A 23,681-nucleotide genomic window follows, 5' to 3' on the forward strand; every position below is an offset into this window, starting at 1 on the left:
ACGATTGAACCAGTAGCTTCCAGCGGTGAAGGGGCCGGTCATGATGCGGGGGTACGGGCAGAACCTGTGGTGGATGTGGCTTTGGGGCGTGCTGCTGCTAGTCGGGATCGCGGCGCTCGTGCTGCTCGCGGTGCGGGTCTTCGGCGGAAGCGGGCGCGGCTGGGAAACCGGGCCGGGACATGCCGGCCCCTCCGGCCAACCGGGGATTTCCGGCCGGCATCCGGGCATCGCCGGAGGCAGGAGCACTGCCCGGCTGATCCTCGACGAGCGTTTTGCCAAAGGTGAGCTGACGGCAGAGCAGTACCGCGAATACGTGAAGGAACTTGGCGAGGGGCCCTAGTGCCGCCGATCAGCCGCCGGAACGCCCTGCTGCTGGGCGGACTCGGCGTGGCCGGCACGGTGGCCGGCGGCGCCGGACTATGGTGGTCCCTCAACTCGCGGGAACCGCCGGTGGCCGGCGAAGCGCTGGAACAGCCGACGGCGCTCAGCAGCGCGGGAGGCGCCTTGGAGGCCAGCCTGGAGGCGGCTCCGGGCCTATTCCTGCTGGCGGGACGGAAAGCGGGAGCGCTGGGCTACAACGGCGGAATTCCGGGTCCTACCCTCAGGCTCCGCACCGGCGACGTGCTGAGGGTGCGGCTGGTCAATAAATTAGCCGAACCCAGCAACCTGCACCTGCACGGACTTCACGTCTCGCCGCAGGGCAATGGTGACAACGTGTTCGTGACCGTGGAGTCGGGCAGCAGCTTCGACTACCAATACCAGCTCCCGGCGCAGCAGCCGCCTGGCCTGTACTGGTACCACCCCCACCACCATGGCAGGGTGGCGGACCAGGTCTTTGCGGGCCTCTTTGGCGCCATCATCGTCGAAGACCCTGCGCCTCCGGCGGTAAGCAGCGACCGAGTCTTGCTGGTCTCGGACACCACCGTGGACGGGACCGGGAACGTTGCCTACCCCTCCCTGCCGGAGCGGGTGGCCGGGCGCGAGGGCACGCTGGTCCTCGTCAACGGCCAAGCCAATCCGCGCCTGGTGGCCCGGCCGGGCGAGCGGGAACGCTGGCGGATTGTGAACTGCTGCGTCGCCCGCTACCTGAGGCTGCGACTGGACGGGCAACGGCTCCAGCTGCTGGGGATGGATTCGGGGCGGTTCCCGTCGCCGTCGGACGTGCAGGAAGTGGTGTTGGCGCCGGGGAATAGGGCGGAGCTGCTCGTCACCGCCGCCGCCGGGGAGTCCGTGCTGCGGGCCGTTCGGTATGACCGCGGGAGCATGCCCGGGATGACCGGGCGCGGCAGGCGGCCAGGCCCTCCGCTTGGACAGGACGGGCCACCGGATCCGTACGGCACAGCCCTCGCCACGCTCGTGGTCACCGGTGAACCTGTCGCCACTGCCACTGCCGCGGCCGCCCCCGCCTGGCCGCCACCGCCGGACCTGCGCTCCGCCGTCGTCAGCGCACGCCGGCAGCTGGTGTTTGCCACCTCAATGGGCGCAGGCGCGGGCCCGGGAATGGGAATGATGGATTTCACTATCAACGGCCGCAACTTTGACTCGGGGAGAGCTGACCTCACCGTAGCCGCCGGAACCGTTGAGGAGTGGACCCTGGTCAACCGCAGCCCGATGGATCACCCGTTCCACTTGCATATCTGGCCGATGCAGCCTGTCGCCGAGAACGGCCGGACGGTGGAAACAGCCACCTTGCGGGACGTGGTCAACGTCCCCGCCAACGGACAGACAACAGTGCGGATTGCGTTCCGGGATTTTTCCGGCCGCTCGGTCTACCACTGCCACATCCTGGACCATGAGGACCTCGGCATGATGGGCGTGATCGAGGTGCGCTAGTGACCCGCCCGGCCGCGGGTCGCGGCCAGCCGCCCCGCTCTTGCCAAACATACCCCCAGGGGGTATGTTTGACGCCTGGTCCGACACGGACGAAAACTTCCCCGGAAGCAGGAGTCATGGAACACCAACACAATGGACAAACGGAACAACTGCCCGCCAGCCACCGACCCGCAGGTCAAGGCCGCAGCGGCCACGCGGGCCACGACGGCCCGCCGCAGTCTGCACGGGACGATGACCATGCCGTCCACAGCCACGGCCAGCACGCGGGCCACAGCGTGGCCATGTTCAAGAACCGGTTCTGGCTGACGCTCGCGCTGGCGGTCCCCGTGGTTTTCTTCAGCCCCATGTTCGGGCAACTCCTCGGCTACCAGCCGCCGGATTTTCCCGGCGCGGCCTGGATTCCTCCGGTGCTCGGCACAGTGGTCTTCTTCTACGGCGGCCAGCCGTTCCTCAAAGGCGGGCTTTCCGAGTTGACCTCACGCCGCCCGGGAATGATGCTGCTGATCGGCATGGCCATCACCGTGGCTTTCGTCGCCTCCTGGGCGACCAGCCTGGGCCTGGGCGGTTTCGACCTGGATTTCTGGTGGGAACTGGCGCTCTTGGTGGCGATCATGCTGCTCGGCCACTGGATCGAGATGCGCGCCCTCGGCTCCGCACAGGGGGCACTCGACGCGCTGGCCGCCCTGCTGCCGGATGAGGCGGAACGCATCACCGGAGCAGGAACCGAGACGGTGAGCGTTTCGGACCTCGCTCCCGGAAACGTAATCCTGGTTCGCCCGGGCGGCCGAATGCCCGCGGATGGTGCGGTGACGGAGGGCCAGGCCGAGTTCGACGAGTCTATGATCACCGGTGAATCCAAAACGGTTCTCCGCTCCCCCGGTGATGCCGTCGTCGCCGGCACGATCGCCACGGACAACAGCGTCCGCGTCCGCGTGTCGGCAATCGGGGAGGACACTGCGCTGGCGGGAATCCAGCGCCTGGTCGCCGAAGCCCAGGCGTCGTCCTCCCGGGCGCAGGCCCTTGCCGACCGGGCCGCGGCCTTTCTGTTCTACTTCGCCGCGGGAGCCGGCATCATCACCTTTATCGCCTGGACCCTGCTCGGCAGCGTCGCCGACGCCGTTGAGCGAACCGTCACAGTGCTGGTGATCGCCTGCCCGCACGCCCTGGGGCTGGCCATCCCGCTGGTCATCGCCATCTCCACCGAGCGGGCCGCCCGCGCCGGAGTGCTGATCAAGAACCGGATGGCGCTGGAGCGGATGCGCACCGTCGACGTCGTACTCTTCGACAAGACCGGAACCCTCACCAAGGGCGCCCCCGAGGTCCGGGCCGTGGCAGCCGCGCAGGGCACCGACCGGGATCAGGTCCTCGCGCTGGCCGCCGCGGTGGAAGCGGACAGCGAGCACCCGGTGGCCCGTGCAATTGTCAACGCCGCTCGCGACATCGGACGGGAGATCCCGACAGCTACCTCGTTCACTTCACTGACCGGCCGGGGAGTGCGCGCCAGCATCGACGGCAGGGAACTCTACGTCGGCGGGCCGGCCCTGCTTCGCGAACTGGACGCCGCTGAACCGGCGGAGCTCGCTGCCACGACATCTGTATGGGTTGAGCGGGGCGCTGCCGTGCTGCACCTGATCGAGGGAAACCGCGTGCTCGGGGCGGTCAGCCTCGAGGATGCCGTCCGCCCGGAGTCCCGCCAGGCTGTCGCGGCCCTGCAGCACCGCGGCATCAAGGTAGCAATGATCACCGGCGACGCCCGGCAGGTGGCCCTGGCGGTCGCCGCCGAGCTGAACATTGACGAGGTCTTCGCCGAGGTGCTCCCGGCGGACAAGGACAAGAAGGTTGCCGAGTTGCAGGGTCGCGGCCTGAAGGTGGCGATGGTGGGCGACGGCGTCAACGACTCCCCGGCGCTGGCCCGGGCGGAGGTGGGCATCGCGATCGGCGGCGGTACCGATGTGGCGGTTGAGTCCGCCGGGGTGGTCCTGGCCGGCAACGACCCGAGGGCGGTGCTGTCCATGGTCGATCTGTCACGGGCCAGCTACCGGAAGATGTGGCAGAACCTGATCTGGGCGACCGGCTACAACATCATCGCCGTGCCGCTGGCGGCCGGGGCCCTGGCCTTCGCCGGGATCGTCCTCTCCCCCGCAGCCGGCGCCGTGCTGATGTCCGCCTCGACAGTGGTGGTCGCGATGAACGCGCAGCTGCTGCGGCGGCTGAAGCTGAACCCTGCCCAGGCCAGCTGACGGAAGGGAAGGCAGTGGGCACCGAAACTAACAATCCGTCATTCGGGCGGTCCTATGCGCGGGCCGGTCCACGGATGGATGCCAGGGGTGCCGCGGCCCACCGGTGCCGGCTGGTGCAGGCAGCGCACGGGGCGGTCGTTGAAATAGGGGCCGGCTACGGTGCCACGTTCCCGTTCTACCCGGCCGCCGTCACACGGGTGCTGGCGCTGGAACCGGACCCCACGCTCCGCAGGCTGGCACTGGTTGCGGCAGCCACCGCCCCGGTGCCGGTCACGGTCCTGGACGGCGTGGCGGAGTCGCTGCCCGCTGCGGACGCCTCGATCGACGTCGTCGTCGCGAGCCTGGTGCTCTGCAGTGTGGCGAAACCCGCCGCGGTCCTGGCGGAAGCCGTCCGGGTGCTCAAGCCAGGCGGGCTGCTGCTGTTCTATGAGCATGTCCGCTCCGAGCGCCGGGTGCTGGCATTCGCCGAAGACCTGCTGACCCCGCTGTGGAGCAGGCTGGCCGGCGGCTGCCATCCCAACCGGGACACCACAGCCAGCATCGAGCGGGCAGGCCTGGCCATCCGGTCGGTTGAGCGCTTCGGCTTTTCGGTCCTGCCCGGCAACCCGCCGCTGGCCCACGTGCTTGGCACAGCGGTCAAGGCCTGAGCCCGCCGGTGCGGCCGACCCGGCGTTCCTGCCCTGAGCCCGCCGGTGCGGCGGTGACCCGGCGTTCCTGCCCAGTTACCCCGCCGGCCGGCCGGGAGCTGCCGCGGAGTTCCGGGGGTTGGCTCCCGGGCAACTGCTCCGCCAGCCAAGTAACTGGGCAGGAGCGCGGCCGGTCACGCGAAGGGGCGCCTGCCGCACTGGCAGGCGCCCCTAAAACCGGCCGGACCTGTGGAGCCTAGGCCTTCTTCGGCGGGAGGGCCAGCTTGAAGATCTTGCCCCAGGTGGAACCGACCTGCTTCAGCAGCGGCCCCGTGTTGTACGGCAGCCCGTACCGCTCGCAGATTTCGCGCACCTTGGGGGCCACCTCGCCGTACCGGTTGGACGGCAGATCCGGGAAGAGGTGGTGCTCGATCTGGTGGGACAGGTTCCCGCTCATCAGGTGCATGAACTTCGACCCGGAGATGTTCGCTGATCCGATCATCTGGCGGACGTACCAGTCGCCGCGAGTCTCGCCTTCGACCATTTCCTCGGTGAAGGTGTCAGTGCCGTCGGGGAAGTGGCCGCAGAAGATGATTGCGTGGGCCCAGACGTTGCGGATGGCGTTCGCGGCCAGGGTGCCGTAAAGGGCCTGCTTACCGGAACCGGTCAGCATGGCCACGGCGGGCGTGGCGGCGTAGTCCTTGGTGAACTGCTTGAGAGCCTTACGGCCGAGCGCCTTGAGGTCCTTGGTGAGAGCCTCCTTGGACTTGTTGCCCTCCTTGTAGTCCACGAGTTCGAGGTCATAGATCGCGATGCCCCATTCGAAGACCGGTGCCAGCAAGGCGTTGTAGAGCGGGTTGCCCAGGTTGAACGGGGTCCACTCCTGCTGCGGGTCCATCCGGAGCAGGTTGTATCCGATGTCGTTGTCTTTGCCGACAACGTTCGTCCAGCGGTGGTGCAGGTCGTTGTGGGTGTGCTGCCAGGAGCGGGCCGGGGTAACGAAGTCCCAGTCCCAGGTGGTCGAGTGGATGTCCGGGTCACGCATCCAGTCCCACTGGCCGTGCAGGATGTTGTGGCCCAGCTCCATGTTCTCGAGGATCTTGGCGAAGCTCAGCATCGCCGTGCCCGCGACCCAGGCGGCCTTGTGCTTGCTCACCAGAAGGGTGGCGCGCCCGGTGAGCTCAAGTCCGCGCTGGACCTTGATCACCCGGCGGATATACGCCGCGTCGCTGGCTCCGCGTTTGCCGAGGATTTCGTCCTTGATCGCGTCGAGCTCGCGGCCCAGCTCGGCGACCTGCTCATCGGACAGGTGTGCCGCTGCGGGGGGCCGGACCAGCGGGCTGCCCGTTTCGGCGAGCGCGCCGGGCCGCTTCTTCGTGGCTACCGGCGCGGTGGTGCCTGCTTCGGCGGTTTCCGGTTTATCTGCAAGTGTGGTCATCTAGCGGGTTCTCCTCAGAGCTCGAGGTTAACGGGTCCGGCGGCTGCCGAGACACACGTCTGGATTAGTTGGCCGGGCTCGCCGTGGACTTCGCCCGTGCGCAGGTCGCGGACCTGGCCGGCCCGGAGCGGGGTAAGGCAGCTGTGGCAGATCCCCATCCTGCAGCCGCTGGGCATCAGCACCCCGGCGTCTTCGCCGACGTCGAGCAACGGGGTATCACCGTCGGCGTCGACTTCACGGTCGGAGGCCTCGAAGGTGACCAGTCCGCCGTCGTGCCCCTCACCGCCGGCGAGGCTGGTGCTGAAGCGTTCGATCGTCAGGCCTGCGTCGGTGTTCTCCGGCGCTGTCCGGGATTCCCAAAGCGCCTCGGCGTCGTCCAGGAAACCTTCCGGGCCGCAGGCGTAGGCCGCGCGGTTCCGCCAGTCCGGGCACAGCCGGTCCAACTCCGCGGGCGTGCCGAAGTCCAGCCGGCCGCGTTCCCCGCTGAACCAGTGGGTGACCTTGAAGTTGGGAAACTGGTCCGCGAGTTCGGCCAGCTCCTCACGGAAGATCGCCTCCTCGGCGGTCCGTGCCGTGTGAATGAGAACGACATCGGCATCCGGCCGGCGCGGGACCAGCGTACGGATCATTGACATCACCGGGGTGATGCCACTGCCTGCGGTGAGCATGAGCAGCGGACGCGGATGCTCCGGGAGGACGAAGTCGCCCTGCGGCGGCGCCAGGAAGAGAACGTCGCCGGGCTTGGTGGTCCGGACCAAGACACCGGAGACGGCACCCATGTCCGTGACGGTGATGGCCGGGTCCTCGCCAGCGGGGGCGCTGAGCGAGTAGGACCGCCAGTGGCGCACACCGTTGAGCTCGACGCCAATGCGGGCCCACTGGCCGGCGCGGTGCGCTTGCCAGCCTCGGCCGGGACGGAAGAAAATTGTGGCGGAATCGGCCGTTTCCGGGACCACCCGAGTGACCACGCCGCGCAACTGGCGGGCGGAATACACGGGGTTGAATAGCGACAGAATGTCTTCTGGAGCTAGCGGGGTGGTCAGCAGAGATGCGGCGCGCGCCAGCTTACGGAGCCGGATCATTCAACAAGCATATGTCAGACTCGGTCATATATCTGCACCCAAGGCATACGATCGACACTAAGAAACTGTCTCTTCACAACAATCTTTTGGAGTTCCGCCATGGACGCCGTCCCTGTTGGCCATCCCGGCCACCCTTCCTATGATCCCCCATGGCTCGCTCTTCCGAAAGAGGTCAGCGACGTGCTCCGGCCCCAGATGCCCGGCATCGTGGAGGCCATCATCGAGGCAGTGCCGCAGCTGGTTCCCGCCTACGCTCGGCCGATCGAGGGACGGTTCGGGCGCGGCCTCAGGCGCGGTGTGGCCACGGCGTTGGACCGGTTCCTGCAGTTGCCCGGAACCACTCTGCCGGCGCTTTCCGAGGAAAGCCGCCAGCTCGTGGCAGGGCTCGGCAGCGGCGAGTTCCGGCAGGGCCGGAGCCTGGACGCGCTGTTGAGCGCTTACCGGATGGGCGCCCGCGTGACGTTCCGCGAAATGTCCAGGGCCTCAGTGGAGCAGCAGCTGGGCCAGAACGTAGTGGTGGATCTGGGTGAATCCATCCTGGCGTACATCGACGAGCTGTCCGCCGTGAGCGTGGAAGCTTACGCCTTTGAGCAGTCCGAGCGTGCCGGGGCGGTGGACCGGCGTCGCACGGAGCTGCTGGACCTGCTGTTGCTGGGGCAGGCAGACGAGGCGGCACTGCGCCAGATGGCGGCCTTGGCGGACTGGTCGCTGCCCCAGCGCATGTCGGTGGTGACCCTTCCGCTGGGCCGGGCATCTGGTCTAAGGCTCCGGCTGGGCCACGGCACGCTGGTGATTGAAAGGGAGACCGACGCCGTGGTGCTGGTTCCGGCGCGCGCGTCCAAGTCAGCCCGCAAGGAGCTTGATGAGGCGCTCCGCGGCCGCGGGGCTTCCGTGGGCCCGGCTGGCGGCTGGGAGAAAGTTCCCGACTCGCTGCGGCTTGCCGTGCTGGCGGCTTCGGTCCTGCCGCGCCGGGAGGGCCCGGACGACCCGCCCATCTGGGCCGATGAGCACCTCGCGGCGGTGGTCCTCGGCGCCGAGCCCTCGGCCATCGCCGAGTTGGCCGGCCGGCGGCTTGCCCCGCTGGAGGGGCTCCGGCCGGCACAGCGGGAACGGCTGGCTGAAACCCTGCATTCCTGGCTGCGCCACTGGGGCCAGCGCGCACCGGTGGCCGCTGAGCTGGGGATCCACCCGCAGACCGTGGGCTACCGCGCGGCCCAGCTGCGCGAGCTGTTCGGGGACGCCCTTGAGGACCCGGTGGCGCGGTTCGAACTGGAACTGGCACTCCACGCCGGCCGACGCTGAGCGGGCGACGCTGAGGGGCAGACAGGCGCCAGCCGGCGCAAGCTGGCAGGCAGCCGCTAACTGGCGATGGCAAGCCGGCTTTGCAGCCGCATTTCGAGATCGTTCATAACAATTGCGGCCAGATCCTCAAGCGTTCGCGCGTCCTCCGCGGAGAACTCCCGCGGTTCCCGGTCCAGGATGCAGAACGTGCCCAGGTTGTAGCCGTCCGGCGTGCGCAGCGGAACCCCGGCATAGAACTGCAGGCCGAACTCCCCGGCCACGAGCGGGTTGGACAGCGTGCGGGGGTCCGTCACGGCGTCGTTGATGACCCAGGGCCCGTCCTGCAGGATCGCCGAGGCGCACAGCCCCGGATCCCTGCCGATCTCGGTCACGTCCGTGCCGTGATGGGCCTTAAACCAGATCCGGTCATGGTCCACGACGCTGACAATGGCCACCGGAACGGAGAACACCCGGGACGCCAGTGCGGCGATCCGGTCAAAGGTGCCGTCCTCGGGGGTGTCCAGGATCCGGTACCGCTCGACGGCACGCAACCGGCCCTCCTCATCGATTCCCGGTGCAGCCACGTTCTGCCGGTGGCGGCCGGCGCCGTTGATGATTTCCTGCCGCAGGGCCAGGGACACTTCCCGGGCAGGCGGCCGCGCGGCCGGGTCGCGGGACAGCATGGAGGACAGCAGCGCCACCCACAGCGGCGCGAGTTCCTCGGGAATCTTGGGGTCGTGCAGCAGCCGGGCCACGGCGGACTGGATCGGCGCGCCCGGGTAGGCCATCTTGCCGGTCAGTCCTTCGAGCAGCACGAGCCCGAGCGAGTAAATGTCGCTGGCCGGTCCGCCGTCTTCTCCGCTGGCCTGCTCGGGGCTGAGGTAGGCCGGGGTCCCGGACGTGCCGCCGCCGTCGTCGGCCCGGTCGCGGCCCATGATGGCCGCAACGCCGAAGTCCGTCAGCTTCGCCCGGGGGCGGCGGTCATCATTGCTGTAGTCCACAAGAAGGATGTTCGCGGGTTTGATGTCCCGGTGCACGATTCCGTGGTGGTGGATGTAGGAAAGGCCGTCCGCCAGGTCATAGCCGATGTGGGCCATGTGCGCGGCGGAAAGCGGACCCCGGATGGACCGGTGGCGCAGGTCGTTCCCGCGGACGAGTTCCATCACCAAGTAGGTGAGCCGGGAATCCGGGTCACTCAAGTCGGCGCCGGCGTCAAGCAACGTCACAAGAGCGTGGTGGCTCATCCCGGCGAGGATTCGCGCTTCCTGGCCCTGCCGGCGGGTGTGCTCCAGGTTCTCCGCGTCGTTGCGGAAGAGTTTGACCGCGACGTCGCGCTGCAGCAGTTCGTCGTAGGCGCGGTAAACAGTTGATTGGCTTCCCCTGCCGATGAGGGAGTCAATCCGGTACCGCCCGCTCAGTAGTCGGCCGGCTTCAATAGATAATGTCAACGAGTTGTTCTTGTTCCCTCGATAGGGGTCCGCGCCTCAAGGCGGGCGGATCAGTTCATAAAGCCGGCCTCCGGCCAGCGCCCGCATAATTAGCAAGGTTACTTATGGTATCGCGGAACGCCGATTCAGGAAGGCCCTGCGGCGGGTATTTTTTCGCGGTCTCCGGCGGCGTCGGAGTTACTTTGCCGGGTTGTGCGTGCCGATCGGCACGAGCGTCAGGTCCGGGTGGTTCTTCTCGATCCGGCGCAGCGCCCAGACGTCGTTGAACAAGGCGAGGTACTCGCCGTCGGAGCGCAGCAGCACCTCCGCGCCGGTCACGTTGGCCAGCGTCGGCATGGCGTCCGCCGTCGTGATCCGGGCCAGCGAGTAGGGCAGCCGCTCCAGCCTCATCGGGGCGCTGAAGTCATGTGCCATCCGGTCCTCGACGACCTCGAACTGCATGGGTCCGACGGCGGCCAGCACGGGAGCCTGGTCGCCACGGATGTCCGAGCGGAGCACCTGGATGACGCCCTCGTGCTCGAGCTGTTCGATGCCGCGGCGGAACTGCTTGAAGCGGCTTGGGTCCTTGGAGCGCGCCACCTGGAAGTGTTCCGGGGCGAAAAGCGGGATGGCGGGAAATTCCACCGGCTGGTCCAGGAACAGGCTGTCCCCGACGCGGAGCGAAGAGGCATTTACGAGTCCGACGACGTCGCCCGGGAAGGCTTCATCGATCACCTCGCGTTCCCGGCCGAAAACCTGCTGGGCGTACTTCGTGGCAAACGATTTGCCGGTCCGGCCCTGGGTGACCACCATGCCGCGTTCAAAGACGCCGGAACAGACCCGGATGAACGCGACGTGGTCGCGGTGTGCCTTGTTCATGCCGGCCTGGACCTTGAAGACGAACCCGGCGAAGGGGGCGTCGACCGGCCGGGCGTCGCCGTCGACGTCGGGCCGCGGGGCAGCGGGCGGGGCGAAGTCCACCAGGGCGTCAAGGATTTCCTTCACGCCGAAGTTCAGCGCGGCGGAACTGAACAGGATCGGCGTGGCCTTGCCCGCGTGGAACGCCTCGACGTCGAAGGCGAGGTTGGATTCGATCACAAGCCCGGCCTCGTCCACGGCGTTGGACCAGTCATCGCCCTGGCTGTCTGCGGCCTGCTCCGGGGTGAAGTACTCGGTGAGGGCGATGTTGGCGCCGGCGTTGTTGCGCTGGAACCGGGCGAAGCGGTCGTTGCGCAGGTCCCAGACGCCGCGGAAGTCACCGGAGATACCCACAGCCCAGGTCAGGGGCATGGGCTGAAGGCCGGTGCGTTCAGTGATCTCATCCATCAGCGCCAGTGCGTCCAGACCGGGCCGGTCCCACTTGTTGATGACGGTGATGATCGGCAGGTTGCGCTGCTTGCAAACCTCGAAGAGCTTCATGGTCTGGGTTTCCAGGCCCTTTGCCGCGTCCACGAGCATGACGGCGCAGTCGACGGCGGCCAGCACGCGGTAGGTGTCCTCGGAGAAGTCCGCGTGGCCGGGGGTGTCAAGCAGGTTGATCACGGTGTCCCGGTAGGCGAACTGCAGGGCCGCGGAGCTGATCGAGATGCCGCGGTCCTTTTCCATCTGCATCCAGTCCGAGACGGTTTCCTTGCGGTTCGCCTTGCCGCTGGACGCGCCCGCAGTGCCGATCACCTTGGCGTGCAGGGCAAGCGCCTCGGTCAGAGTGGATTTGCCGGCATCGGGGTGGGAGATGACTGCGAAGGTCCGACGCCGGGCCGCCTGCTTGTGAATCTCGTGGACTCGGGCGGGGCTGTGGACTTCTTGGGACACGGTGCTACTTTCGCTGCGGCGTTGGACGGGTTCAAGGCGCGGAGAGCCCGCGGTACACCCAGGGCTCCAGTTTATCGCAGGCGGCGGCAGGTCCCGGTGGAGGCCCTGAAATGGACGTTCGGCAGTCCCGCGGAGCGGCTTCTCGGAGCGGCCCCGTGGAGGGTCACAATGGGCCACTTTGAGGCTTGACCGTGCGGAAACCACCCCGCATTACCCCTATGATGGTGCATACGGGAAACCGGGCACTTTTGTTCTTACCGGGAAACGACAAGACCGGCGCACTTGCGGGCAGCGGCCCGTACCTTTGAAGGGAAACACCCCATGGCTCGGAGCCCCGAAGATGCACTCAAGGCGACTCTGGCCAGGGTGGCACCCGGGACGGCCCTGCGCGACGGACTGGAACGCATCCTGCGCGGGCGCACCGGAGCGCTGATCGTGCTGGGCATGGACCGGACCATCGAAGCCATCTGCTCAGGCGGCTTCGAAATCGGCATCGACTTCTCCCCCACCCGGCTGCGCGAACTCGCCAAAATGGACGGCGCCATTGTCTGTGACAGAGACGCCAGCAACATCCTGCGCGCTGGCGTCCAGCTGGTGCCCGATTCCAGCATCGAGACCCAGGAGACGGGGACCCGGCACCGGACGGCCGAACGTGTTGCCATCCAGACCGGTGTGCCGGTCATCTCGGTGAGCCAGTCGATGCAGATCATCGCACTGTACGTCAACGGACTGCGCCACGTCCTGGAGGGATCCGAGAAGGTCCTCGCGAGGGCCAACCAGGCCCTCGCCACCCTTGAGCGCTACCGTTCACGCCTGGACCAGGTCACCAGCTCACTCTCGGCCCTGGAGATCGAGGCCATGGTGACGGTCCGCGACGTGGCCGTGACGCTGCAACGACAGGAAATGGTGCGCCGGATCTCCGAAGAGATCTCGCAGTATGTGCTGGAACTTGGCGAAGACGGCCGACTGCTCTCGCTGCAGTTGGACGAGCTCACGGTCGGCCGGGGACCGGGCAGCGACGTAATCATCCGCGACTACTCCAGCCCGCATGCCTCCGCCGATGACATCGACAAGGCTGTCAAGGCCCTCGTCAGCCTGGGCCCCACCGAGCTGATCGACCTGGGCAAGATCGCCGGAATCGTCGGCTTCTCCGGCGGGGAGGCGAACCTCGACGCCGTCGTCCAGCCGCGCGGCTATCGCCTGCTCTCCGGCCTCAAGGCCGTCCCCCGGGCGGTCGCCGACCGCCTGGTGGACCACTTCGGCGGCCTGCAGTTCCTGATGGCGGCCACCATCGACGATCTCATGACCGTCGACGGCATCGGCGACCAGCGCGCCCGCACAGTCCGGGAAGGCCTGAGCCGGATGGCCGAGGCCAGCCTGCTGGACCGGTTCCTCTAGCTACCCGCCGAGCTGGAAGACAGCCTTGGGGCTGGTCTTGCTTCCCAGCCTCGCGGTGAAGATGTAGGTTCCTGCCGCCGGCTGGGCCGGCACCAGCTTGCAGCCCTCGGCTGACCTCTTGCGGTCCCAGGGGAAGTTCGCTGTCTCGCTCTTGCCCGGGGCGATGGTCTTCACCAGGTCGCTGCTCTCCGCCTGGCAGTCCCGGGACGAGAAGATCCGGTCCGAGCCGCTCGTCACCACATATTCCATCTGCGAGGTCCCGATGTTGACCTCGCACGGGACTTGGTTGCCGTTGGTGACTTTCAAGGTCAGGAGCGGGTTCTCGCCCGGGCCGTAGCCGGCCTTGTCCGTGGCGGCGGCGACGGTCAGGAGTTTCTCGTCGCAGCCCGAGGTGGGGCTGGGGGTGGGGCTCGCCGACGCCGACGCGTCCGGCGATCCGCTGCTCGCGGGCTCGGTGGTGCCCGGCTTTTCCTGCCGGGGCGAGTCGCTGGCCGTCGGCGCCGGCCCCGCGGCGTTGAAGGCGCTGGAAAGCGCGACAAGTCCTCCGACGGTGAGCGCGAGTACCAGCAGCAGAATCGCCCCGACGACAAGCCGGCGACGGCGGTAGATGGGACTGACCGGCTTCCGGGCCGTTGCTCCTGAGTTGCCTTGCCTGACCATCCTTCTAGGCTAGAGAACGCGGCGGGTTATGCTGGCCAACCACGCCGCTGGCGCGGCTATGGTCCGCGTCTCTATTAAGCTGGTGCGATCAAAGCCTTAGCCGATTCTCCCGCCGCCCCGGCCGTTACGTGCCCTCCGACTTCCGCCGCCGCCCTGCCGGGCGGGGACGCTTCGCTCACTCCGGAGGCCCCGCCCGCTCCGGGCGCCGGGCCCGCCGCGAGCGCCCGGCTCGGCGAACTGCGCGCCGCCTTGGATTCGTGGTTCGACCAGACCGCCCGGGACCTCCCCTGGCGCGCCGCGGACTGCTCACCCTGGGGCGTGCTGGTCAGCGAAATTATGCTGCAGCAGACACCCGTGGTCCGGGTACTGCCGGTATGGGAAGAGTGGTTGCGGCGCTGGCCTGCCCCCGCCGACCTCGCCGGTGAAGCGCCCGGCGAGGCGGTGCGGTCCTGGGGCCGGCTGGGGTATCCGCGCCGGGCACTCCGGCTGCATGCGGCCGCCGTCGTCATTGCCCAGCAGCACGGCGGCGAGGTTCCCGGCAGCTACCCGGAGCTGCTGGAGCTGCCCGGCGTGGGCAGCTACACGGCAGCCGCCGTCGCCGCCTTCGCTTTTGGCCGCAGGGAAACGGTGGTGGACACTAACATCCGCCGGGTCCACGCCCGGCTTGTTACCGGCACAGCGCTGCCGGCTCCCGCCCTGAGCGCCGGGGAGATGCAGCTGGCGGCCCGGCTGCTGCCCGACGACGGCGCGGCGTCCGTGCGCTGGAACGCCGCCGTGATGGAGCTCGGAGCCCTGGTTTGCACCGCCCGGGCGCCGAAGTGCGGCGACTGCCCTGTCCGCGGGGCCTGCGCCTGGCTCGCCGCAGGTGAACCGCCGCCAACCTATACGCCCAAGGGGCAGGCCTGGCATGGGACGGACCGGCAGGTCCGGGGCGCTGTGCTGGCCGTCCTGCGGCTGGCCGAGGCGCCGGTGGCCCCTGAACTGCTGGGACGCGCCCCGGCGGACCTGGGTTTCGAAGCGGAAGGTATCGGCGTCCCGCTCGCGGCGCTGCACCGGCTGAACTGTGCGCCGGAGCAGCTGGAACGCGCCGTCGCCGGGCTGCTCAGCGACGGGCTGGCCGAACTGCACGCCGGCGGACTGCGGCTGCCGGGTTGAGCTAGGGTTCCCCGAACCCGGCCTTGATCAGGTCGCCCAGATATTCCAAAGCCTTGCCCGCGTCCGGGCCGCTGGCTTCGACGTGCAATATCGTCCCCTTGCCGGCGCCAAGCATCATGAGCTCCGTCATTGACTCGCCATCAGCGCCGTTCACCGTGACATCGGCGTCCATCCCGGCCAGGGCGCCGGCGATCTTCGCCGCGGGGCGTGCGTGCATGCCGGCCTCGTTCACGAGTTCAAAGTCGCCTTGCGCCTCCGGCGGCTGCTGGTGCTCGTGCTCGGCGTGGCGATGCTCCGGCGGGCGGTAGACGGCTTCGGCCGCCTCCTTGACGGTCTCGGCCCCGGCCCCCGTCTGGGCAGAGACAGCAGCGGCAACCAGGCCCTCGATGAGCGGCGCGTCGGCCAGGTGGACCGATCCGGGGTCCGCGGCGAACTCCACTGCGGACTCGGCCGTCATCACGGCGGAGCCGAGGTCGGTCAGCACCACCACTCCGCTGCCGCCGGCCGCCTGCTCCAGCGCCGCCAGCACTTTTTCCAGGCTGGTTCCGATCCGCCCGTCGTCGGTTCCGCCCGCGGGGATGATCATCACGTCAGGAGCCATCTGCGCGGCGAGTTCGACAGCGCCGTCGGCGATCTTTGCGCTGTGTGAAACGACAACCAGCCGGACCGTCACCCGGCCGCTCCCACTGCTGCCCGCAGGATCAGGGCGCTGGAGACGGCCCCGGGGTCGCGGTGGCCAATACTGCGCTCCCCCAAGTAACTCGCGCGGCCCTTGCGTGCGAGCATCGGGTCGGTGGACACCGCACCGGCTTCGGCCGCCTCAGCGGCGGCAGCCAGGAGCTTGTGGACGTCGCCGTCGGTGGCCGCCGCGGCGGCCGCCTCGACTGCGGGAGTCCACGCGTCCACCATCGTCTTGTCACCGGATTCGGCCTTGCCGCGCGCCACGATGCCGTCACGGGCAGCCTGCAGGGCAGCGGCCAGCGTGGCGGCGTCGATGTCGGTCGCATCCCCGAGGGCCGTGGCGGCACGCAGGAAGGCAGTCCCGTACAGCGGACCGGCGGCTCCGCCGACCTTCGACATCAGGGTCATGGCGGTGAGCTTCAGCGCCGCAGCAGGCGTTTCCGGGGGCGTCTCCGCCAGTTTGGCCATCACCGCCTTGAAACCGCGGTCCATGTTCTCGCCGTGGTCGGAGTCTCCAATAGGCCGGTCCAGTTCGATGAGTTCGACCCGGTGCTCGGCCATGGCCTCAGCGGACAGCGTCAGCCATCGCACCGCCCAATCGGTATCCAGTCCCACGGTCAGACGCCCCAGCGGAGGGCCGGGGTGTGGACGGGCGCGTCCCAGAGTTCGGTCATCTCGTCGTCGAGCCGCAGGACAGTGATCGAGCAGCCCTGCATCTCCAGAGAGGTGATGTAATTGCCCACCAGCGAGCGGGCCACCGTGAAACCTTGCTCTTCCAGTTTCTGCACGGCCCGGCGGTACACGATGTACAGCTCGCTTAGCGGGGTGCCGCCCATGCCGTTGACGAACAGGAGAACCTTGTCCCCCGAGGCCAGCCCGAGGTCGCTGACGACCGGCTCCAGCAGCCGGTCGGTGATGCCGTCGGCGCCTTCCATGGCGATCTTGTGCCGGCCCGGTTCGCCGTGGATGCCGATGCCGATCTCGATCTCATTTTCCTCGAGTTCGAAGCTGGGGACCCCCGCGTGCGGGACGGTGCAGGCGGTCAGGGCGACACCCATGCTGCGCACGTTTTGGTTCACCCGGTCGCCGATAGCAGCGACGGCGTCGAGGCTGTCGCCGCGTTCGGCAGCCGCCCCGGCGATCTTCTCCACCAGGACGGTCCCGCCCACGCCCCGCCGGCCGGCTGTGTAGAGCGAGTCCTGGACGGCGACGTCGTCGTTGACCAGCACCGTGCGGACCTCCACCCCCTCGGCCTGGGCCAGCTCGGCGGCGGTCTCGAAGTTCAACACGTCGCCGGTGTAGTTCTTAACGATGTGCACGACGCCGGCTCCGGAGTTCACGGCGAGGGTGGCGGGCAGGATCTGGTCGGGGGTGGGCGAGGTGAACACCGCGCCGGGTACCGCTGCGTCGAGCATGCCCATGCCGACGTAGCCGCCATGGAGTGGCTCGTGACCGCTGCCGCCGCCGGAGACAAGGCCGACCTTGCCCGCCACCGGCGCGTCCCTGCGGACGATGTATTTGGGATCCGGGTGGACGGTCACGAGGTCGGCGTGTGCAAGCCCGAACCCCTCCACTGACTCGTCGACCACGGCTTTGGGATCATTGATGAGTTTCTTCATGGCTGTGCTCCCTGGATGGTGTCCTGGCTGCTTGCTTAGACCCTACTACCGGGGCCTGACCAGCGGTAGGCTCCGGATTCAACGCTGTTTGAGGCTCAAGTTCTGTGCACCGCCGGCGCCGTGAAGCCCGGCCAGGCGTCGGCGCCGAGCGCGTCCTGGCGCTGGATTCTGCGCACGGAGTCACCTTCCGCGCCGCTACCGGGGTCCGCGCCGCCGGGGTCCAGCCGCACCGGGACGGCGTCGATCGTCATTTGGAATGCGGAGAAATCTGGGAAAATTACGCGATGCTGCAATTTTGCCTCCGGGCGCCGGCGGCCCGCCCCATCGGGCCGGGATCAGCTTATCCACCAACTAGATTTAGCGGAAGACCCGGTTCAGGCGGGCACGGCGGGGCTTACAGCTCTCGGATCATCCGGGTGTTGCCGAGGGTGTTGGGTTTAACCCGCGCGAGGTCCAAGAATTCCGCGACGCCTTCGTCGTGCGAGCGGAGCAGTTCCGAATACACCACGGGGTCGACCGCCGTCTGGTCCGCCATCACATCGAAGCCGTGCTTTTTGAAGAACTCGACTTCGAAGGTGAGGCAGAAGACGCGGGAGATGCCGAGCGCTTTCGCGTCTTCCAGCAAGTGCTCCACCAACTGGTGACCGACTCCCCTGCCGCGCCAGGCCTCCGAGGTGGCCAGGGTGCGGACTTCGGCCAGGTCCTCCCACATCACGTGCAAAGCCCCGCAGCCGACCACCTCGCCGCCGTCGGTCTCGGCGATCCGGAACTCCTGCAGGCTCTCGTAGTACGCCACGGTTTCCTTGGCCATCAGGATCCGCTGTTCGGCCAGCGGCGCCACCAGGGTCTTAATCACCGGGACGTCACCGGTACGGGCAGGGCGGATGCGGATCGTCTCAGTCACAGCCCAATCCTACGGCGCGGTCCGGGGCGCGCCCGCCCGGGCCCACCGGCTCGCACCGGGTGCCATTTCCAGTCCTCAAAATGACACCCGGTGCGAGTCAGGCGGGTAGCCGCAGGGTCAGAGGCCCAGCTCGTCCGGGACGGGGAGGTCTTTGTCCAGCAGGTTCTTGGCCAGGAAGTGCTCGACGACGCCGTACCAGACCTTGGCGTGCTGCGGCTGCAGGATCCAGTGGTTCTCGTCCGGGAAGTAAAGGAAGCGGTGCTCGGTGTCACCGTTCTCGTCAGCCGGCAACTGCGACTTGGAGAGCAGTTCGTACCAGAGCCGCAGCCCCTCGCCGATCGGCACGCGGTAGTCTTTGTCGCCGTGGATTACCAGCATGGGGGTGCGGATGTTCTCCACGTGCAGGTGCGGGGAATTCTCGGCGGCCATCTCAGCCGTCATCTCCTTGAGCCAGTACTGGGCCGAGTCAGTGGTGGGCCCGAACTGGTCCAGGGCCCAGAGGCTAGCGTGCGTGACGATCGCCTTGAACCGGTCGGTGTGCCCGGCGACCCAGTTGGCCATGTAGCCGCCGAAAGAACCGCCCATCGCCGCGGTGCGGGTTTCGTCGATGTCCGGGCGCCGCACGACGGCGTCGGTGATCGTCATCAGGTCGGTGAAGGGCGCCTTTCCCCACTCCCCCCAGCCGCGCTGGATGTGCTCCTGGCCGTACCCGGTGGAAAGGGCGGGGTCAGGAAGCAGTACCGCGTAGCCGCTGGCCACGAGCAGCCAGGGGTTCCAGCGCCAGGTCCACGCGTTCCAGGAACCCAGCGGGCCGCCGTGGATCCAAAGCAGCAACGGAGCCGGGCTTCCCTCCGAGGCACCTTCCGGAAGGGCCAGGTAGCCGGGAACGCGCGTGCCGTCCGCCGCGGTCGCCTCCACGCGCTCCAGGCTGCCGCGGTAGGCGGGCCGCTCGGCCGGCGCGGGAAGCCGGGTGACCTCGCCGCTGGCCAGGTCGATCCGCACGGCCTCGGCCGGGAACTCGTAGGAGCTTCGCAGCGCGTAGGCTGAGCGGCCGTCCGGGGCGACGACGACGTCGCTGTAGGCTGCGGCGTCGGCCGTCAACCGGGCCGGCGCGGCGTCACCGCCTGCTGCCGGGCCGGATACGCTGATCCGGAACACCGGCGAGGCTCCGTCCTCATCGGCGGTGACCAGCAGGGCAGAGCCGTCCGGCAGCCAGGCTGCCGGGCGCGGCCAGCGGTCCCAGCCTTCCGCCAGCGGGGTCAGCTCTCCGCCGTCGGAGGAGAGGTCCAGCAGGTGCAGCGCCACCACGGGTGCGCGCTCCGGGGTGGTCTCGCTCTGGCTCACCACCGCCAGGGTCCGGCCGTCGGGGCTGACCGGGCCGGGAGTGTAGTTCATGCCTTCGGTGTCCAGCAGGGTCCGGCGGGTTCCGGTGGCGACGTCCACGGCCACCAGCACGGTGCGGGAGTCGGCATTGGCAAGCGGCTTCGTGAAGCTGCTGTAGAGGGTTTTCCCGTCCGGACTGACGACGGTGTCGGCGTCGCGGAGGCCGTTTCCAGCGTCGGGAGTCAGGTTGCGTAGCTTGACCGGCGGCAGCGTGTCGACCGTGCCGGGTTTTCCCGGCTCCGGTTCGACGCCGGGGTCGACGGCGAACAGGCGCGGCTGCGCAGGTCCTAAGTCCGCATCCCAGTGGCGCACCGGGTAGCCGGTGTGAAGGATGGCGGCCACCTTGTTGTCCTTGCGGGCCGTGCGGCGCTCCTCGTCGTCGTCCTCGTCGGTGGAACCGGCGAGCACAGAGGCGGTGACGAACAAAGTGTCGGCATCCTTCGCGGCCAACAACCCGTTGACGCCGCCGGCGCGGGAAAGCGCAACGCGGGCCTCGCCGCCGTCGGACGGAAGCACCCACAGCGCGTTGACCGGGTCGGCGTCCGGGCTTTCAGGATCGGGCCGCGCCGACGTGAAGTACAAGCTGCCGTCTGCCGCGAAAACGGCCCCCGCCTCACCTTTGGCGCTGCGCGTGATCCGGCGGGCCTGCTTCCGGCCGGCGGGATCCAGCTCCCACAGGGCCGTCCGGTACTCAGTGCCCTTCTCATTCAGCGTGGCCACGGTGGTGACCAGCCTCTCGCCGTCCCGACTTAACGCTAGACCGCCCACCCTCGGAATGGCGAGGTAATGGTCCAAGTCATGGAAAGGGGTCTCGGGGTGTTCGCTTAATGACTGCGCATCGGTAGAAGACATGCCCCGATTCAACACCCGATGTGCCACCGATCACACCCCGTTCACTATGAGTGAAACACTGCTTTCAGATCATGGCCGCGCCGGTGGTGCAGGGAACTGTCAGGCACAGTTGGCAGAATGGGCCCATGAATCCTGAAAAGTCCCTCCCGCGACGCTCATTTCTGCTCGGTGCCGGCGCTTTGGGCGGGAGTGCCGTTGCCCTCTCCGCCTGCGCGGGTCCCGGCCAGGATGCGGCCGCCTCTTCGGCGGCAGCTGGCCCCGCGGTTCCGGCCGGCACTCCGGTCCGGGTCGGCAAGCTCAGCGACGTGCAGGTCGGCGGCTCCGCCAGCGGCAAGGTCAACGGCAAAGCCGTCGTGGTTTTCCGGCCCACCGAGAACACCGTGGTGGCATACGACGCCGCCTGCACCCATGCCGGGTGCCCGGTGGCTCCCGCCGGCGGGGAATTCGACTGCCCCTGCCACGGCTCCTCCTTCAAGGGCTCGGACGGCAGCGTGATCACCGGCCCGGCCCGGGCGCCGCTGGGCAAGCTGCAGGCCGCCGTCGACGGCGAATGGATCACCGTCAGCGCCTGACCCGGTCACAGCGCTCCGGAAGACGGCGAAGGACAGCAAGAGGCCCCGGCCGCCTCCCCTTTGGGGGAAGCGGCCGGGGCCTCTTTGGTTTGCTCGCTCCTAGTGCGCTCCGCTCCTAGTGGCGCCGCTCCTAGTGGCTCGGGGCGATCTCCGGGATGCTCGGCTTGGCGTTGCCTGCGAAGGTGAACTTCGCCTCGTCGCCTTCGCCCTGGACGTCCACCACCACGATGTCGCCGGAGTGCAGCTCGCCGAAGAGGATCTTCTCGGAGAGCTGGTCCTCGATCTCGCGCTGGATGGTCCGGCGCAGCGGCCGGGCGCCCATGGCGGGATCGTAACCGCGGGTGGCCAGCAGCACCTTGGCCGCGGGCGTGAGCTCGATGCCCATGTCCTTGTCCTTGAGGCGCTTCTCGAGCCGGGTGACGAACAGGTCCACGATCTCGATGATCTCGTCCTGGGTCAGCTGCGGGAACACCACGACGTCGTCAACACGGTTCAGGAACTCGGGACGGAAGTGCTGCTTGAGTTCCTCCGTGACCCGGGCGCGCATCCGGTTGTAGCCGGTCTGCGTATCCGTGCCCGACTGGAAGCCGGTGGCGACGCTCTTGGAGATGTCCCGGGTACCGAGGTTCGTGGTCATGATGATCACGGTGTTCTTGAAGTCCACCACGCGGCCCTGGGAGTCGGTCAGACGGCCGTCTTCCAGAATCTGCAGCAGCGAGTTGAAGAGGTCGGCGTGCGCCTTCTCCACTTCGTCGAACAGCACCACGGAGAACGGACGACGGCGGACCTTCTCGGTCAGCTGGCCGCCTTCCTCGTAGCCCACGTACCCCGGAGGGGCACCGAAGAGCCGCGAAACCGTGTGCTTCTCGGAGTACTCGGACATGTCCAGCGTGATCAGGGCGTCTTCCTCGCCGAAGAGGAACTCCGCGAGGGCCTTCGCCAGCTCGGTCTTGCCGACGCCGGTGGGGCCGGCGAAGATGAACGAACCGCCCGGACGCTTCGGGTCCTTCAGGCCTGCACGGGTGCGGCGGATCGCCTGGGACAGGGCCTTGATGGCCTCATTCTGGCCGACCACGCGCTTGTGCAGTTCGTCTTCCATCTTCAGCAGGCGCGAGGACTCTTCCTCGGTCAGCTTGAAGACCGGGATACCGGTGGAGTTCGCCAGCACCTCGGCGATGAGATCCTCATCCACCTCGGAGATGTCGTCCATGCCGCCGGTCTTCCACTGGCGTTCCTTCTCGGCGCGTTCGGCAATGAGCTTCTGCTCCTTGTCGCGCAGCGAGGCGGCGCCTTCGAAGTCCTGGGCGTCGATCGCGGATTCCTTCTCAAGCTTCATGGCCGAGATTTTCTCGTCCATGACCTTGAGCTCCGGCGGAGCCGTCATCCGGCGGATACGCAGCCGGGCACCGGCCTCGTCAATCAGGTCGATGGCCTTGTCCGGCAGGAAGCGGTCCGAGATGTAGCGCTCGGAAAGGCTCGCGGCCGAGGCGAGGGCGCCGTCGGTGATGGTGACGCGGTGGTGCGCCTCGTAGCGGTCACGCAGGCCCTTGAGGATCTCAATCGCGTCAGCGACGGAAGGCTCCTTGACCTGGATCGGCTGGAAGCGGCGCTCCAGGGCGGCGTCCTTCTCGATGTGCTTGCGGTACTCATCCAGCGTGGTGGCACCGATGGTCTGCAGCTCGCCGCGGGCCAGCATGGGCTTCAGGATCGAGGCAGCATCGATGGCGCCCTCGGCGGCTCCGGCACCCACCAGGGTGTGGATCTCGTCGATGAACAGGATGATGTCGCCGCGGGTGCGGATTTCCTTGAGGACCTTCTTCAGGCGCTCTTCGAAGTCACCGCGGTAGCGGGAGCCGGCCACCAGGGACCCGAGGTCCAGGGTGTACAGCTGCTTGTCCTTGATGGTCTCCGGCACGTCGCCGCGGACGATCGCCTGGGCGAGGCCTTCGACGACGGCGGTCTTGCCGACACCGGGCTCACCGATCAGCACCGGGTTGTTCTTGGTGCGGCGGGAAAGGACCTGCATGACGCGTTCCATTTCCTGCTCGCGGCCGATCACGGGGTCCAGTTTGTTTTCCCGTGCGGCCTGGGTCAGGTTCCGGCCGAACTGGTCGAGGACGACCGAGCCGGCGGGGGTGCCTTCGGCCTGGCCGGGGCCAACGCCTGCGCCGGACGTCTCCTTGCCCTGGTAGCCGGAGAGCAGCTGGATGACCTGCTGGCGGACGCGGTTCAGGTCCGCTCCAAGCTTGACCAGCACCTGCGCCGCCACACCTTCACCCTCGCGGATGAGGCCGAGCAGAATGTGCTCCGTGCCGATGTAGTTGTGGCCCAGCTGCAAGGCCTCGCGCAGCGAGAGCTCCAGCACTTTCTTGGCCCGCGGCGTGAACGGGATGTGACCGGAAGGAGCCTGCTGGCCCTGGCCGATAATCTCCTGCACCTGCTCGCGGACGCCGTCGAGCGAGATGCTCAAGGACTCGAGGGCTTTGGCGGCAACACCTTCACCCTCATGGATCAGACCCAAGAGGATGTGTTCGGTACCGATGTAATTGTGGTTCAGCATGCGTGCCTCTTCTTGGGCAAGCACAACTACGCGACGGGCACGGTCCGTAAATCGCTCAAACATTTCGCCACACTCCTAGCTACGACGTACTTTGATGCTACGTGCCGGAGTTCGAGATTTGGGGCTTGTTCGCCACGGGGGAAACCGGCCGCCGCTCC

Annotated in this window: 20 protein-coding genes; 8 read left to right on the forward strand and 12 right to left on the reverse strand. The window is 68.0% G+C overall.

What is annotated here, in order from left to right; genetic code table 11:
• Positions 1 to 40: 40 nt before the first annotated feature.
• From QFZ61_RS02865 to QFZ61_RS02880, 4 genes are all read left to right on the forward strand, one after another.
• Positions 41 to 340 carry an SHOCT domain-containing protein gene (locus QFZ61_RS02865; RefSeq protein ID WP_373427185.1) on the forward strand — a complete coding sequence of 100 codons (300 nt, stop codon included), beginning with the start codon at positions 41 to 43 and terminating at the stop codon, positions 338 to 340.
• Positions 340 to 1,833 carry a multicopper oxidase family protein gene (locus QFZ61_RS02870; RefSeq protein ID WP_307033135.1) on the forward strand — a complete coding sequence of 498 codons (1,494 nt, stop codon included), beginning with the start codon at positions 340 to 342 and terminating at the stop codon, positions 1,831 to 1,833. The genes QFZ61_RS02865 and QFZ61_RS02870 overlap by 1 nt, the downstream gene beginning before the upstream one ends.
• Positions 1,834 to 1,949: 116 nt before the next feature.
• Positions 1,950 to 4,073, forward strand: a complete 2,124-nt coding sequence (locus tag QFZ61_RS02875; RefSeq protein ID WP_307033137.1) for a copper-translocating P-type ATPase — start codon at positions 1,950 to 1,952, stop codon at positions 4,071 to 4,073.
• 14 nt (positions 4,074 to 4,087) lie between these two features.
• The gene (locus tag QFZ61_RS02880) at positions 4,088 to 4,720 is read left to right on the forward strand and encodes a class I SAM-dependent methyltransferase (protein ID WP_307033139.1); all 633 of its coding nucleotides are present in this window, start codon (positions 4,088 to 4,090) and stop codon (positions 4,718 to 4,720) included.
• Positions 4,721 to 4,955: 235 nt separating this feature from the next.
• Here the strand turns inward: QFZ61_RS02880 and QFZ61_RS02885 are convergent, their stop codons facing one another.
• Positions 4,956 to 6,137: an acyl-CoA desaturase gene (locus QFZ61_RS02885; RefSeq protein WP_307033141.1), complete on the reverse strand. Its 1,182-nt coding sequence runs from the start codon at positions 6,135 to 6,137 to the stop codon at positions 4,956 to 4,958.
• A 14-nt stretch (positions 6,138 to 6,151) separates the two neighbouring features.
• Positions 6,152 to 7,219, reverse strand: coding sequence for a ferredoxin reductase (locus QFZ61_RS02890; RefSeq protein WP_307033143.1), 1,068 nt, complete (start codon positions 7,217 to 7,219; stop codon positions 6,152 to 6,154).
• Positions 7,220 to 7,318: 99 nt separating this feature from the next.
• Between QFZ61_RS02890 and QFZ61_RS02895 the strand changes: the two genes are divergently transcribed.
• Entirely contained in the window at positions 7,319 to 8,521 is a 1,203-nt protein-coding gene (locus QFZ61_RS02895; RefSeq protein ID WP_307033146.1) for a CdaR family transcriptional regulator, read from the forward strand.
• Between the two features lie 56 nt (positions 8,522 to 8,577).
• Here QFZ61_RS02895 and QFZ61_RS02900 read toward each other — a convergent pair whose 3' ends face one another.
• Complete coding sequence (locus QFZ61_RS02900; RefSeq protein ID WP_307033148.1) at positions 8,578 to 9,948, reverse strand: GAF domain-containing serine/threonine-protein kinase; 1,371 nt, start codon at positions 9,946 to 9,948, stop codon at positions 8,578 to 8,580.
• Positions 9,949 to 10,125: 177 nt separating this feature from the next.
• A complete protein-coding gene (locus QFZ61_RS02905; protein WP_307033150.1) occupies positions 10,126 to 11,739 on the reverse strand; it encodes a peptide chain release factor 3 in 1,614 nt (537 codons plus the stop codon).
• A gap of 321 nt (positions 11,740 to 12,060) precedes the next feature.
• On the opposite strand from QFZ61_RS02905, the gene disA reads away from it, so the two are divergent.
• On the forward strand, positions 12,061 to 13,137 hold the full coding sequence (gene disA, locus QFZ61_RS02910) for a DNA integrity scanning diadenylate cyclase DisA (protein ID WP_307033152.1): 1,077 nt from the start codon (positions 12,061 to 12,063) through the stop codon (positions 13,135 to 13,137).
• Here the strand turns inward: disA and QFZ61_RS02915 are convergent, their stop codons facing one another.
• The gene (locus QFZ61_RS02915; RefSeq protein ID WP_307033154.1) at positions 13,138 to 13,797 is read right to left on the reverse strand and encodes a hypothetical protein; all 660 of its coding nucleotides are present in this window, start codon (positions 13,795 to 13,797) and stop codon (positions 13,138 to 13,140) included.
• A gap of 318 nt (positions 13,798 to 14,115) precedes the next feature.
• On the opposite strand from QFZ61_RS02915, the gene QFZ61_RS02920 reads away from it, so the two are divergent.
• Positions 14,116 to 14,952: an A/G-specific adenine glycosylase gene (locus QFZ61_RS02920; RefSeq protein ID WP_307037965.1), complete on the forward strand. Its 837-nt coding sequence runs from the start codon at positions 14,116 to 14,118 to the stop codon at positions 14,950 to 14,952.
• Between the two features lies 1 nt (position 14,953).
• On the opposite strand, the gene dhaM is transcribed toward QFZ61_RS02920, so the two are convergent.
• The 6 genes from dhaM to QFZ61_RS02950 all read right to left on the reverse strand — a co-directional run bounded on the left by dhaM (position 14,954) and on the right by QFZ61_RS02950 (position 20,391).
• Positions 14,954 to 15,625 carry a dihydroxyacetone kinase phosphoryl donor subunit DhaM gene (gene dhaM, locus QFZ61_RS02925; protein ID WP_307033157.1) on the reverse strand — a complete coding sequence of 224 codons (672 nt, stop codon included), beginning with the start codon at positions 15,623 to 15,625 and terminating at the stop codon, positions 14,954 to 14,956.
• Positions 15,622 to 16,248, reverse strand: a complete 627-nt coding sequence (dhaL, locus tag QFZ61_RS02930) for a dihydroxyacetone kinase subunit DhaL (protein WP_307033158.1) — start codon at positions 16,246 to 16,248, stop codon at positions 15,622 to 15,624. The genes dhaM and dhaL overlap by 4 nt, the downstream gene beginning before the upstream one ends.
• 2 nt (positions 16,249 to 16,250) lie before the next feature.
• Entirely contained in the window at positions 16,251 to 17,252 is a 1,002-nt protein-coding gene (dhaK, locus tag QFZ61_RS02935) for a dihydroxyacetone kinase subunit DhaK (protein WP_307033160.1), read from the reverse strand.
• Between the two features lie 95 nt (positions 17,253 to 17,347).
• Positions 17,348 to 17,503, reverse strand: coding sequence for a hypothetical protein (locus tag QFZ61_RS02940; protein ID WP_307033162.1), 156 nt, complete (start codon positions 17,501 to 17,503; stop codon positions 17,348 to 17,350).
• 143 nt (positions 17,504 to 17,646) lie between these two features.
• On the reverse strand, positions 17,647 to 18,156 hold the full coding sequence (locus QFZ61_RS02945) for an amino-acid N-acetyltransferase (RefSeq protein ID WP_307033164.1): 510 nt from the start codon (positions 18,154 to 18,156) through the stop codon (positions 17,647 to 17,649).
• 117 nt (positions 18,157 to 18,273) lie between these two features.
• Entirely contained in the window at positions 18,274 to 20,391 is a 2,118-nt protein-coding gene (locus QFZ61_RS02950) for a prolyl oligopeptidase family serine peptidase (protein ID WP_307033165.1), read from the reverse strand.
• A 125-nt stretch (positions 20,392 to 20,516) separates the two neighbouring features.
• On the opposite strand from QFZ61_RS02950, the gene QFZ61_RS02955 reads away from it, so the two are divergent.
• Positions 20,517 to 20,963, forward strand: coding sequence for a Rieske (2Fe-2S) protein (locus QFZ61_RS02955; RefSeq protein ID WP_307033167.1), 447 nt, complete (start codon positions 20,517 to 20,519; stop codon positions 20,961 to 20,963).
• Positions 20,964 to 21,093: 130 nt separating this feature from the next.
• On the opposite strand, the gene QFZ61_RS02960 is transcribed toward QFZ61_RS02955, so the two are convergent.
• Positions 21,094 to 23,586, reverse strand: coding sequence for an ATP-dependent Clp protease ATP-binding subunit (locus tag QFZ61_RS02960; RefSeq protein ID WP_307033169.1), 2,493 nt, complete (start codon positions 23,584 to 23,586; stop codon positions 21,094 to 21,096).
• Positions 23,587 to 23,681: the final 95 nt, after the last annotated feature.

Source organism: Arthrobacter sp. B3I4 (genome assembly GCF_030816855.1).
Lineage (GTDB): Bacteria > Actinomycetota > Actinomycetes > Actinomycetales > Micrococcaceae > Arthrobacter.

Coding starts and splice junctions, on each gene's coding strand:
- QFZ61_RS02885 (WP_307033141.1), bottom strand. CDS start 6,137: ATGACCACACTTGCAGATAAACCGGAAACCGCCGAAGCAGGCACCACC.
- QFZ61_RS02950 (WP_307033165.1), bottom strand. CDS start 20,391: ATGTCTTCTACCGATGCGCAGTCATTAAGCGAACACCCCGAGACCCCT.
- disA (WP_307033152.1), top strand. CDS start 12,061: ATGGCTCGGAGCCCCGAAGATGCACTCAAGGCGACTCTGGCCAGGGTG.
- QFZ61_RS02890 (WP_307033143.1), bottom strand. CDS start 7,219: ATGATCCGGCTCCGTAAGCTGGCGCGCGCCGCATCTCTGCTGACCACC.
- dhaK (WP_307033160.1), bottom strand. CDS start 17,252: ATGAAGAAACTCATCAATGATCCCAAAGCCGTGGTCGACGAGTCAGTG.
- QFZ61_RS02940 (WP_307033162.1), bottom strand. CDS start 17,503: ATGACGATCGACGCCGTCCCGGTGCGGCTGGACCCCGGCGGCGCGGAC.
- QFZ61_RS02960 (WP_307033169.1), bottom strand. CDS start 23,586: ATGTTTGAGCGATTTACGGACCGTGCCCGTCGCGTAGTTGTGCTTGCC.
- QFZ61_RS02895 (WP_307033146.1), top strand. CDS start 7,319: ATGGACGCCGTCCCTGTTGGCCATCCCGGCCACCCTTCCTATGATCCC.
- QFZ61_RS02915 (WP_307033154.1), bottom strand. CDS start 13,797: ATGGTCAGGCAAGGCAACTCAGGAGCAACGGCCCGGAAGCCGGTCAGT.
- QFZ61_RS02865 (WP_373427185.1), top strand. CDS start 41: ATGATGCGGGGGTACGGGCAGAACCTGTGGTGGATGTGGCTTTGGGGC.
- QFZ61_RS02955 (WP_307033167.1), top strand. CDS start 20,517: ATGAATCCTGAAAAGTCCCTCCCGCGACGCTCATTTCTGCTCGGTGCC.
- QFZ61_RS02875 (WP_307033137.1), top strand. CDS start 1,950: ATGGAACACCAACACAATGGACAAACGGAACAACTGCCCGCCAGCCAC.